12 protein-coding genes are annotated in these 11,058 nt (G+C 37.8%); 9 read left to right on the top strand and 3 right to left on the bottom strand.

Going from position 1 to position 11,058, the window contains the following annotated elements; genetic code table 11:
* Positions 1–47 precede the first annotated feature (47 nt).
* The 3 genes from KP713_RS06345 to KP713_RS06335 are packed head-to-tail and all read left to right on the top strand — an operon-like array spanning position 48 to position 1,781.
* Positions 48–1,157: a transglutaminase-like domain-containing protein gene (locus KP713_RS06345; RefSeq protein ID WP_215770170.1), complete on the top strand. Its 1,110-nt coding sequence runs from the start codon at positions 48–50 to the stop codon at positions 1,155–1,157.
* Entirely contained in the window at positions 1,132–1,494 is a 363-nt protein-coding gene (locus tag KP713_RS06340) for a mercuric transporter MerT family protein (RefSeq protein WP_005635782.1), read from the top strand. The genes KP713_RS06345 and KP713_RS06340 overlap by 26 nt, the downstream gene beginning before the upstream one ends.
* 8 nt (positions 1,495–1,502) lie before the next feature.
* Positions 1,503–1,781 carry a heavy-metal-associated domain-containing protein gene (locus KP713_RS06335; protein ID WP_215770169.1) on the top strand — a complete coding sequence of 93 codons (279 nt, stop codon included), beginning with the start codon at positions 1,503–1,505 and terminating at the stop codon, positions 1,779–1,781.
* A gap of 67 nt (positions 1,782–1,848) precedes the next feature.
* On the opposite strand, the gene sodC is transcribed toward KP713_RS06335, so the two are convergent.
* Positions 1,849–2,421: a superoxide dismutase family protein gene (gene sodC / locus KP713_RS06330; RefSeq protein WP_005626862.1), complete on the bottom strand. Its 573-nt coding sequence runs from the start codon at positions 2,419–2,421 to the stop codon at positions 1,849–1,851.
* Between the two features lie 87 nt (positions 2,422–2,508).
* Positions 2,509–2,865, bottom strand: coding sequence for a dihydroneopterin aldolase (gene folB, locus KP713_RS06325; RefSeq protein ID WP_065246561.1), 357 nt, complete (start codon positions 2,863–2,865; stop codon positions 2,509–2,511).
* Between the two features lie 82 nt (positions 2,866–2,947).
* On the opposite strand from folB, the gene plsY reads away from it, so the two are divergent.
* The 6 genes from plsY (at position 2,948) to aspA (ending at position 9,539) form a co-directional block, all read left to right on the top strand.
* Positions 2,948–3,547 (top strand): glycerol-3-phosphate 1-O-acyltransferase PlsY, encoded by a 600-nt coding sequence (gene plsY / locus KP713_RS06320; RefSeq protein WP_215770168.1) that lies wholly within the window; start codon positions 2,948–2,950, stop codon positions 3,545–3,547.
* 52 nt (positions 3,548–3,599) lie between these two features.
* The gene (gene narQ / locus KP713_RS06315) at positions 3,600–5,303 is read left to right on the top strand and encodes a nitrate/nitrite two-component system sensor histidine kinase NarQ (RefSeq protein WP_215770167.1); all 1,704 of its coding nucleotides are present in this window, start codon (positions 3,600–3,602) and stop codon (positions 5,301–5,303) included.
* An 87-nt stretch (positions 5,304–5,390) separates the two neighbouring features.
* Entirely contained in the window at positions 5,391–6,416 is a 1,026-nt protein-coding gene (gene murB / locus KP713_RS06310) for a UDP-N-acetylmuramate dehydrogenase (RefSeq protein WP_215770166.1), read from the top strand.
* Positions 6,417–6,463: 47 nt separating this feature from the next.
* Positions 6,464–7,099 carry an urease accessory protein UreG gene (gene ureG, locus KP713_RS06305; RefSeq protein ID WP_106013591.1) on the top strand — a complete coding sequence of 212 codons (636 nt, stop codon included), beginning with the start codon at positions 6,464–6,466 and terminating at the stop codon, positions 7,097–7,099.
* 53 nt (positions 7,100–7,152) lie between these two features.
* Positions 7,153–7,965, top strand: coding sequence for an urease accessory protein UreD (locus KP713_RS06300; RefSeq protein WP_215770165.1), 813 nt, complete (start codon positions 7,153–7,155; stop codon positions 7,963–7,965).
* A gap of 155 nt (positions 7,966–8,120) precedes the next feature.
* The gene (gene aspA / locus KP713_RS06295; protein ID WP_140524524.1) at positions 8,121–9,539 is read left to right on the top strand and encodes an aspartate ammonia-lyase; all 1,419 of its coding nucleotides are present in this window, start codon (positions 8,121–8,123) and stop codon (positions 9,537–9,539) included.
* Between the two features lie 99 nt (positions 9,540–9,638).
* On the opposite strand, the gene pssA is transcribed toward aspA, so the two are convergent.
* Entirely contained in the window at positions 9,639–11,006 is a 1,368-nt protein-coding gene (gene pssA, locus KP713_RS06290; protein ID WP_215770164.1) for a CDP-diacylglycerol--serine O-phosphatidyltransferase, read from the bottom strand.
* Positions 11,007–11,058: the final 52 nt, after the last annotated feature.

The raw sequence follows: 11,058 nt of genomic DNA, 5'->3' as shown, positions 1-11,058 counted from the left end.
TTATCTAATATGTTAAGTTTAACTATTATTAACTAGAGGATCTCTTCATGAAGAAACTTATCGCAGTTGCGGTGCTTTCTGCATGTGGCTCGTTAGCTCATGCAAACACCAACATTCCAAACTACAATACAGACGCCCATCTTTACGAATTCACGCAAACCTACGATTTAGTTGTGCCAAAAGGCTCGCAAGGACAAACCAATTTATGGGTTCCATTGCCATTTAATGGAGAATACCAACAAGTGAAATCGATTCACTTTGAAGGTAATTACATGAATGCCTATGTAACAGAAAATAATAAATACGGTGCGAAAACCTTATTTGCCACTTGGGATAAAGATGCACAAAAACGTGATTTAAAAGTCACTATAGTCATTGAAACAAAAGACCGTGAACCGATGGTGAAAGGTGCTTTAGAGAATTATACTCCTCCAAAAGATATTCAGTATTCCGTGGATGTACAAGAGTACTTAAAAGCTACTCAACACATTAAAACTGATGGCATTGTGAAAGAATTTGCTGACAAAATCGTAGGTAAAGAAACCAATCCATTGAAAAAAGCAGAACTTATTCACCATTGGATCGTAAAAAATATGGAACGTGATAATTCTGTATTAGGTTGTGGCGACGGCGATGTAGAAAAAATTCTTACCACTGGCGTATTAAAAGGTAAATGTACCGATATTAACTCTGTATTTGTGGCGCTTGCTCGTGCGGCAGGCATCCCAGCCCGTGAAATTTTTGGTATTCGCTTAGGTGCGGCAGAGAAAATGGGCAAATATTCCAAAGGTGCTTTTGGTAGTGCAAATGAACAAGGCATCGCAAACGTAAGTGGCGGTCAGCACTGCCGTGCTGAATTCTACCTAGCAGGGTTTGGATGGGTACCAGTTGATTCCGCAGACGTTGCTAAAATGCGTTTAGCAGAGAAAAAATCTGTTGAAGATAAAGATACACAAGCCGTAGCAAAATATTTGTTTGGTAACTGGGAAGCAAACTGGGTCGGATTTAATCATGCCCGTGATTTCGATTTATATCCACAACCAGAACTGGCTCCAATCAATAACTTCGGCTATCCGTATGCTGAAGTGGGTGGCGATCCGTTAAATTCCTTTGATCCAAAAGAATTTAAATATGACTACGTCTCTAAAAAACTCTAATAAATCCTTTTGGGTTGCCATAGCCACCGCACTTAGTGCCGCGGTGGCTTCAACGTTGTGCTGCATCGCACCATTAATCTATTTAGTGTTCGGCGTATCATCTACTTGGTTGATTGGCTTAGGCGAATATGATTATTTGCGTATTCCCATGCTCATTATTTCATTATGCGCCTTTGCCTATGGATTTTGGCTGTTGATGTTTTCCAAAAAAATTATTTGTAGCAAATATATTTCCCGTAAAAAACTCATCGTTTTATATTGGATTGTATTTATCGTGATGATTTTTTTCTTAACATATCCAACAATTTTGCCTTGGATTTTAGAATTAGCTAATTAGGAATAAAAATGAAGAAATTATGTACCGCACTTTTGCTTTCGCTGTTTGCAATTCCTTTCGCCCATGCAAATGAAACCAAACAAATTGTGCTAAAAGTAAAAGAAATGAATTGCCAGCTTTGTGCTTACTTAGTCAATAAAGAGCTACGTAATATTGATGGCGTTATATCAACAAAAGCATCTATTAAAGATGGGTTAGTGACGGTTGTGGAAGAGCCAAAAGTCACAAACCAACAATTATTCGATGCGATTCATAAGCTGAAATATACTGCTGAAGTCGTGAATTAAATGCTAAATATCTAGCAAAAAAAAGTGCGGTGAAAATTCACCGCACTTTTCGTTTCGAACAATCGAATTATTTAATCACGCCACATGCCATACGTGGGCCGCCACCACCAAGTGGAGCAGGATGATCGGAGTGATTATCACCACCAGCGTGGATCATAATAGAGTGACCGCGAACATCATCTAAATGTTTAAGGCGTGGTGCTAAAACAGGGTTAGTTGCAGTGCCATCATGTAATACAGTTAATGCAGGTAAATCACCTAAGTGAGCATCATCTTGCCATGGGTAACCATGTTGTTTTGCACCTTTAGGATCCCAGTGACCACCAGCACCTAAACCAGCTGTCAATTTACCCTCTTTTTCTTTTGGCTCACAACTTGGGTTTTCATGGATGTGGAAACCATGTAAGCCTTCGCTTAATCCTTGTAAATTAGGGGTAAACACAAGACCATAGTTAGATTCAGTAATCGTAACGGTACCCACATCTTTGTTACCGTTTACTGGATCAAGTTGTTGCACTTTCACTTCAATAGAAGCACCTTTTGGTGCCATATTGTGATCATGATTATGCTCATGTGCTTGCGCCACACCAACTGAACATACCGCACTAACCGCTAGTGCTAATAAGGTTTTCATATTCATTGCAATCTCCTTTATTGCAGTAAAAACTCATGACTATTTTAGTCAATTTCGTTTAAAAAGCCGACAAGTTTTTACGAAAATTTCACATTATTTTAAACATCCACGTACAATCAATACACCAACATTTCGAGCTTGCGCGACAGCTTTCGGTTTACTCAGTTTAATTTTTAATCCTTGAAGTTGATAACGTGACTCAAGCAAATCCGCCACTTCATAAGCCACTCGCTCAATCAACAAGAAAGGTTTGCTTTCCACATAATCAATTATCACTTGGCTCACTTCAGCATAATTCAAACAATATGCAACATCATCCGTTTCCGCAGCTTGCTTACAATCCCAAGCCATTTCCAAATCAAACACAAGTTTTTGCTTAATTTGCTGTTCCCAATCATATACACCGATTTGTGCAAAAACAGTCAATTCTTCAATAAAAACACGATCCATAAGATTTCCTCTAAAATTATTGTAGGCGTATGCTATCAACTTTGGGTAGAATAACGAATAATTTTTCTTGCTTGAGTACAAAATGAGCCTTTTTGCCCTTTTTTATATGCTTTGTGCCTATCTTTTAGGCTCTATTTCCAGTGCTATTCTAATTTGTCGTATCGCAGGCTTACCTGATCCTCGTCAAAATGGCTCAAACAATCCAGGGGCGACAAACGTGCTACGTATCGGAGGCCGCTGGTCTGCTCTCGCCGTACTGATTATTGATATTTTAAAAGGCATGACGCCAGTATGGGTTGGTTACTATTTAGGTCTCACACAATTTGAATTAGGCATGGTAGCTCTAGGCGCTTGCTTGGGGCACATTTTCCCCATTTTCTTCCAATTCAAAGGCGGCAAAGGCGTCGCAACCGCTTTCGGTGCGATTGCTCCAATTTCTTGGGCTGTTGCAGGCTCTACATTAGGCACTTGGGTCCTCGTTTTTCTTATCAGCGGTTACTCTTCATTAAGTGCGGTTATTTCTGCTTTACTTGTGCCTTTTTATGTGTGGTGGTTTAAACCTGAATTTACTTTTCCCGTTGCACTGGTATGTTGCCTATTAATTTATCGTCATCACGATAACGTTCAACGTTTATGGCGCGGTCAGGAAGATAAAGTTTGGAGTCAATTAAAAAAGAAGTAAGAAAATAACCGCACTTTTATCTATAAATTGATGTTATTTCATTGGAGTTGCTGTGCATACTAAACATTCTGTTTCTACACGTATTGCTAAATATTTATTTATTATCCTTATTGTTTCTGGTGTTATTAGCTCACTAAGTTTAGCAATTATGAGTAGCAATAAGTATGATGCTGAAGCGATTAATATTTCAGGTTCATTGCGCATGCAAAGCTATCGTTTGCTCTATGAAATGCAATCTCAACCCTCAACAGTCGAGGCTAATTTACGGCATTATAATATTAGCCTCCATTCATCTGCATTATTAGAAATTCAACGTCAATTTTTTACTCCAGATGCAGTCAAACAATCCTACCATACCATTTTACAGCGTTGGGCATTAATGGAAAAATATGCCCAACAGAAAAATGTAAAAAGTTATAGCGAACAATTAACGGATTATGTCGCAGATGTTGATCGTTTTGTGTTTGAATTACAGCGTTTTAGTGAGCAAAAATGGATCCTTGGCGTATTTGTACTTTGTTTAGCTATGTTATTAATTTTGGTCATGGTTTCCTATTTGATTTGGTACACTCATCGTGAGGTAGTGAAACCTTTAGAGCTAATGACAAAAGCAAGTATGCAAGTGCAGATGCGTCAGTTTAATCATATTTCATTAGATACAACAAAACAGAATGAATTGGGCACATTGGCACATGTTTTTACACAAATGTCGATGGAATTAGGTCAACTTTATTCTCGTTTAGAAGATGCCGTAAATGAAAAAACACAAAAATTACGCCAAACCAACCGCTCTTTGACAAACCTTTATCAAAGTTCACAGATTCTTAATGCGAATTCTATTAATGATAAAATTTTAAGCCAAGTATTAGATCTCATACGTGTGAGTGAGCATTTGCAATATATCAAAATAGAAGTTATGGGGGCGGAGCATTGGAATATTGCTTTTGGAGAGCAGGATTCTCATCGTACTTTACAACTCGAAGTGCTATCGGTAGATAATGAAGATTTAGGCGTACTTTCTTGGCAATCAGGATTGCCTTGTCCCGACCCTAGAATGATGCAGAATTTGGCACAAATGCTTGCACGAGCTTTGTACTTCCATAAAAGTTTGCGTCAGCAAGAACAGCTTTTGTTGATGGAAGAACGTTCTATTATTGCAAGAGAACTGCATGATTCTTTAGCTCAAGTATTATCGTTTCTGCAAATTCAACTTACGTTGCTTAAACATAATTTAAGGAAAGAAGAACCACACGCAAGAGAAAAAAGCTTGGGGATTATTGCTGATTTTGAACAAGCACTTTCAGGTGGTTATGCACAATTGCGTGAACTTTTAGCAACATTCCGATTAACGATTCAAGAAGCTAACTTACAACTGGCTTTGGAGCAAGTGATTGATTCTTTACGTGCTCAAACTAGTATGAAAATGAGTGTGAATAGTCATTTGCCTTCACAAAGTTTAAATCCTCAGCAGTTAGTACATGTGTTGCAAATCGTACGTGAAGCAACAACAAATGCAATAAAACATTCTAAAGGTTCTGCTATTGAAATTCATGCCCTGATTAACTCTGAGGGAGAGTATGAAATTTCTGTGCTAGATAATGGCATCGGTATTCTTAATCTTGAAGAGCCCGAAGGACATTATGGTTTGAATATTATGACAGAACGTTGTTGTCAATTGAATGCAGAATTAGATATTCGACGTCGAGAAGAGGGGGGGACTCAGGTAAAAATTACTTTACCTCATACCCTAGTTTAAACGTAGAGTGAATTTAAGAATTCATACACTTTTGATAATTCATGCACGAGTAGCAAAGCATAAGTGCATCCTAAAATGGTATTTTAAATGCAAAATTTACAACCTTTTCATACTTTTCATATTTCTGTTCAAGCCCATGAAATTATTGATGCGCATAGTGTGGCACAATTGCAAGAAGCTTGGGATCATGCAAAAGCAATGAATCTCCCCATACTTTTTCTTGGTCAAGGAAGCAATATGCTATTTTTAGCAGACTTCAGTGGTATTGTTGTGCTTAATCGATTAATGGGGATTACACATAAACAAGATACTGACTTTCATTATCTTCATGTAAATGGTGGCGAAAATTGGCATCATTTGGTGGAATGGAGTGTAAATGAAGGTATCTATGGTTTGGAAAATCTTGCACTCATTCCAGGTTGTGCAGGTTCAGCACCGATCCAAAATATTGGTGCTTATGGCGTAGAATTTAAAGATATATGCCATTATGTAGAGGTGTTAAATTTAAGTACTCATGAAATATTTCGATTAACAGTTGAAGAATGTGAATTCGGTTATCGAGACAGTATCTTTAAACACCATTATCAGTCTGGCTATGTGATCACTGCGATAGGATTGAAATTAAACAAAAACTGGCAGCCAGTGCTAAAATATGGCTCTTTAACTGAGTTTGATTCTCTGAAAGTTACGGCAAAACAAATTTTTGATGAAATATGTCAAATTCGTCAAAGTAAATTGCCTAACCCAGATGAATTTGGTAATGCAGGAAGTTTCTTTAAAAATCCCGTAGTGAGTGCAGAGCATTTTGCGGAAATCAAAAAATATCACGAAAATTTACCGCACTTTCCACAATCTGATGGCTCAATCAAACTTGCAGCTGGATGGCTAATCGATCAATGTCAATTAAAAGGTTATCAAATTGGTGGAGCAGCAGTACATGAAAAACAAGCACTGGTGTTGATTAATAAGGGCGGAGCTACTGGTGAAGATGTGGCAAATCTAGCTCGTCATGTGCGTCATACTGTAGAAAGTAAATTTGGTGTATTTTTACAGCCAGAAGTCCGTTTTATAAGCGCTGAAGGAGAGGTTGATTCTGTTTCAGTAATTCGTTAACAATCATTAATTTTATTTCAAGACATATTAATCAAATCAGGAACATTATGCGTAACTACATTAAAATTGGCGTGGCTGGCCCTGTTGGCGCGGGCAAAACCGCCTTAATTGAAAAACTCACTCGCGAAATGGCGAGTAAATATAGCGTGGCAGTCATTACTAACGATATTTATACCCAAGAAGATGCGGAATTTTTAACTAAAAATAGTTTACTTCCGCCAGAGCGAATTATGGGGGTCGAGACAGGTGGTTGCCCACATACGGCAATTCGAGAAGATGCTTCAATGAATTTAGAAGCGGTCGATGAAATGGTGGCGCGTTTTCCTGATGTGGAAATTGTTTTTATTGAATCAGGCGGTGATAACTTATCGGCAACTTTTAGCCCCGATTTAGCCGACGTGACTATTTTCGTGATTGACGTGGCTCAAGGCGAGAAAATCCCACGCAAAGGTGGGCCAGGTATCACTCGTTCAGATTTGCTAGTGATTAACAAAACTGACCTTGCACCATTTGTTGGCGCGGATTTAAGCATTATGGAACGTGATGCGCGTCGTATGCGTAATGGTCAGCCGTTTATTTTCACTAATTTGATGAAAAAAGAAAATCTCGATGGCGTGATTGGTTGGATTGAAAAATATGCGTTGTTGAAGAACGTAGAAGAACCTAAGGCATTAGTAAGATAAAGAATCATCCCCTCTCCTTTAAAGAGGGGAGTTTTTTACAAATTGAAAAGATTATGAATAGTACCCTCAAATTTTCAACCAAACTTTCCTCAAACGGCAAAACTCAACTTAATGAATACTTTGTGACGCCACCTTTTAAAGTAATGACGTTATCTGCTTATGCCGATTCTTGGGAAAATGGACTTAGCGCAATGCAAATGTCTTCTTCGCCAGGGTTATTAGCAGGGGATCGAGTTGATATTCAAATAACGCTCGAAAAATCTACCGCACTTTCTTTAAATACGCAGGCATTTACTCGAGTTCAGGCAATGAATGAGGATGATTTTGCCGAGCAAAATACATTGATTCAACTTGCCGAGAAAAGTCGTTTATTTTATTTACCTCATCCGTTGGTTTTGCATAAGAATTCTGCTCTTAAGCAAAAAACGTTAATCAATATTCAACCTGAGAGTACGCTAATTTATGGTGAAATTGTAGCTATTGGGCGAGTGGCAAATGATGAACGTTTTGAATTTCGCCAATTTTCTTCTCATTTAAGAGTTCAGCTTGTGCAAGAAAATGGGAAAGTTAAACCGCTGATGTTAGATTGTATTCAGTGGTTACCGGCTAAAATGAATTTAACAGCGTTAAGCCAAATGGAAGGTTTTTCACATCAGGGATCATTGGTTTACATTAACTTACAAAAAACATCTAGAGAAATTAAGCAGATAGTACAACAGCTTCAACAGCAAGAAACGGATAAATCCTTACTTCTTGGTATATCTCAGTTGAATGAAGGTGGGGTGATAGTGCGTGTGTTAGGGCATAGGGCAGAGCAAATTCAGAAACTGTTTGAGAAAATTGGTGAGCATTTAAAAGCTGCGTAAGATTGATAGAAAACTTATTTTCCCCTAAAAAAACTAATCCGAAAAATGAAAATATGTCTTGAGAGCATTTCTTGAAAATGTGATCTTGGTCAAGTTTTTTCTCCTTAAAATTTCTATAATGGCGTCAAATTAACTAACCAGAAAAGGTGATTCAAATGACTCAATTTAGAAAAGAAGTAGATTTACTCGGCGAACGTGATGTACCAGCAGAAGCGTACTGGGGTATTCATACATTAAGAGCGGTAGAAAATTTCAATATTTCTAACGTAACTATTTCTGACGTGCCTGAGTTTGTACGTGGCATGGTAATGGTGAAAAAAGCAACTGCTTTAGCCAATGGTGAACTAGGTGCAATTCCAAGTGATATTGCAAAAGCGATAGTGGCTGCTTGTGATGAAATTCTTACCACTGGAAAATGCTTGGATCAATTCCCATCAGACGTATATCAAGGTGGTGCAGGTACTTCTGTCAATATGAATACCAATGAAGTGGTTGCTAACCTTGCGCTTGAAAAAATCGGCCATAAAAAAGGAGAATATAACGTGATTAACCCGATGGACCACGTTAACGCAAGCCAATCAACCAATGATGCATATCCTACAGGTTTCCGTATCGCAGTGTACAACAGCATCTTAAAATTGATCGATAAAATTCAATATTTACACGACGGTTTTGATAATAAAGCAAAAGAGTTTGCGAACATCTTAAAAATGGGGCGTACTCAATTGCAAGATGCCGTGCCAATGACTGTTGGTCAAGAATTCAAAGCTTTCGCCGTATTACTTGAAGAAGAAGTGCGTAACTTAAAACGTACAGCAGATTTACTCCTTGAAGTAAACCTTGGTGCGACAGCAATCGGTACTGGTTTAAATACGCCACAAGGCTATACAAAATTAGTTGTAAAACACCTTGCTGAGGTAACTGGATTAGCTTGCGTACCAGCAGAAAACTTAATTGAAGCAACATCTGACTGTGGCGCTTATGTAATGGTTCACGGTGCGTTAAAACGTACTGCAGTGAAACTTTCTAAAGTATGTAATGACTTACGTTTGCTTTCTTCTGGTCCACGTGCTGGTATTAAAGAAATTAATTTACCTGAATTACAAGCGGGATCTTCTATCATGCCGGCAAAAGTAAACCCAGTTGTTCCAGAAGTGGTGAACCAAGTATGCTTTAAAGTAATTGGTAACGATACCACTGTGACCTTTGCATCTGAAGCAGGTCAATTACAATTAAACGTAATGGAACCAGTGATTGGTCAAGCAATGTTCGAATCTATTGATATTTTAACGAATGCTTGTGTGAACTTACGCGATAAATGTGTGGATGGAATCACTGTAAACAAAGAAATTTGTGAAAACTACGTGTTTAATTCAATCGGTATCGTGACTTACTTAAATCCATTTATCGGTCACCACAACGGAGACTTAGTGGGTAAAATCTGTGCGCAAACAGGCAAAGGCGTACGTGAAGTTGTGTTAGAAAAAGGTTTATTAACAGAAGAACAATTAGATGACATTCTTTCTGTAGAAAACTTAATGAACCCAACTTACAAAGCGAAATTAAATAAATAATCTTGATCTAAATCATCTGGCATTTAAGTCATTAAAGCTCGGTGATTAGCAAATATGATAAAGGGAACTTAACGTTCCCTTATTTTTTAAAAATATAACCTAAAGAATCATTTTTACCAATTTATCCGCTTTAATTCGTGCAAATTTTTTCAAAAGTTTTTGCACTGGTTCTGGGTATTGATTCAATTCTTCTAATTCAGTGTAATGTTTTAATACTTTTGTATGTTGGCGAATTTGGTTTTGCTCTTTTTCCACTTGGGCTAAAAGCTGTTGTTGCGGATCGTAAATTAATAAGCCATTTTCTGCATCCAAACGCCAAGCGCGAGGGTTAAGATTATTGCCCGTAAGTAAAATATAGCGGTCATCTACCCACACACCTTTTAAGTGGTAGGTATTATCGCCATCACGCCATAAACGCACCACAAGCTGACCATTTTCAATTTGAGTCTCAAATTTTTCACAGAAACGGCGAAGATTACTTTCATAAAGATAAGGTAACGCTCCTGCCATTTTGAATGGTTGTTCTGGTGGGATATAAAAATCGTTTGCGACTTTATCGCCAACAATAATTTCTACTCGTTTACCGTTTTCCAATAACGTTGCTATTTTATGTTGCAATGTGCGTGGGAAATTAAAGTATGGCGTACAAATCACCAATTTTTCTTGTACTTGCAAGAATAAATCTTCAATCACTTGATTTAATTCATTGCCTGATGCGCCTAAGCCAAAGAGCGGCGATACGCTTAAAACATTCGGTAATTTCACCGCACTTTTTAATGAATATTCACCATTTTGAGCAAGGTCTTTACGATAAGCACGAATATTGCCACGGATCTCTTTGGTACGAGGTCTGTTGGTGACATCAAGTGGATAAACAGCACTGAAATCTAACAAGTAATCATTAATGAAATTCACCATCGAATCAGCTAATTCTGAATGAGTGATTTTTTGATAGCGGTCGTAACGATATTTTTCAAATTGATAAAGATAGACATTATTAATGCTTGCACCGCTATACAGCACCGTATCATCAAATATAAAGCCTTTAACGTGCAATACACCAAAAACTTCTCGCGTGTTAATTGGCACGCCAAAGAACATATTTGGATCATCAGGTAACTGATAAGTTTGGCGTTGTTCGCAATACCAATCTGCATTGGTGGCAGATTTTTCCGCACCTAATAAATTGCGTTGTGCGCGATGCCAATCTATGAGAATTTTTACATCCAAGTGTGGATTTTCTTGCTTCACGCGATAAATTTCATCAAGGATTTCCTGCCCCGCTTCATCTTTTTGCCAATAAAGTGCGGTGACATAAATACGTTTTTTTGCGTTTCTGATTAATTCAATAATTTGAGTTTTAAATTCAGCCGGGCTACCCAAAAATTCAATTTGCTCAGCTTGCAAGGCAAGGAATGGCAAATTATTTAAATTTTGTTCAGCTCGTTTTGTTTTATTGATTAACATAATCCATCTCGTGATTAAAGACTAGTGCGTTAGTTTACAATATTTCACGCGC

It is taken from the genome of Haemophilus sp. SZY H36 (assembly GCF_018829625.1).
Lineage (GTDB): Bacteria > Pseudomonadota > Gammaproteobacteria > Enterobacterales > Pasteurellaceae > Haemophilus > Haemophilus haemolyticus_K.
The sequence above is the reverse complement of the archived record's forward strand: the minus strand, read 5'-3'. Positions and strand labels throughout refer to the sequence as shown.

Excerpts from the sequence above, each read along its gene's own strand:
- KP713_RS06345 (WP_215770170.1), top strand. The coding sequence starts at position 48 with ATGAAGAAACTTATCGCAGTTGCGGTGCTTTCTGCATGTGGCTCGTTA.
- KP713_RS06340 (WP_005635782.1), top strand. The coding sequence starts at position 1,132 with ATGACTACGTCTCTAAAAAACTCTAATAAATCCTTTTGGGTTGCCATA.
- KP713_RS06335 (WP_215770169.1), top strand. The coding sequence starts at position 1,503 with ATGAAGAAATTATGTACCGCACTTTTGCTTTCGCTGTTTGCAATTCCT.
- sodC (WP_005626862.1), bottom strand. The coding sequence starts at position 2,421 with ATGAATATGAAAACCTTATTAGCACTAGCGGTTAGTGCGGTATGTTCA.
- folB (WP_065246561.1), bottom strand. The coding sequence starts at position 2,865 with ATGGATCGTGTTTTTATTGAAGAATTGACTGTTTTTGCACAAATCGGT.
- plsY (WP_215770168.1), top strand. The coding sequence starts at position 2,948 with ATGAGCCTTTTTGCCCTTTTTTATATGCTTTGTGCCTATCTTTTAGGC.
- murB (WP_215770166.1), top strand. The coding sequence starts at position 5,391 with ATGCAAAATTTACAACCTTTTCATACTTTTCATATTTCTGTTCAAGCC.
- ureG (WP_106013591.1), top strand. The coding sequence starts at position 6,464 with ATGCGTAACTACATTAAAATTGGCGTGGCTGGCCCTGTTGGCGCGGGC.
- KP713_RS06300 (WP_215770165.1), top strand. The coding sequence starts at position 7,153 with ATGAATAGTACCCTCAAATTTTCAACCAAACTTTCCTCAAACGGCAAA.
- aspA (WP_140524524.1), top strand. The coding sequence starts at position 8,121 with ATGACTCAATTTAGAAAAGAAGTAGATTTACTCGGCGAACGTGATGTA.
- pssA (WP_215770164.1), bottom strand. The coding sequence starts at position 11,006 with ATGTTAATCAATAAAACAAAACGAGCTGAACAAAATTTAAATAATTTG.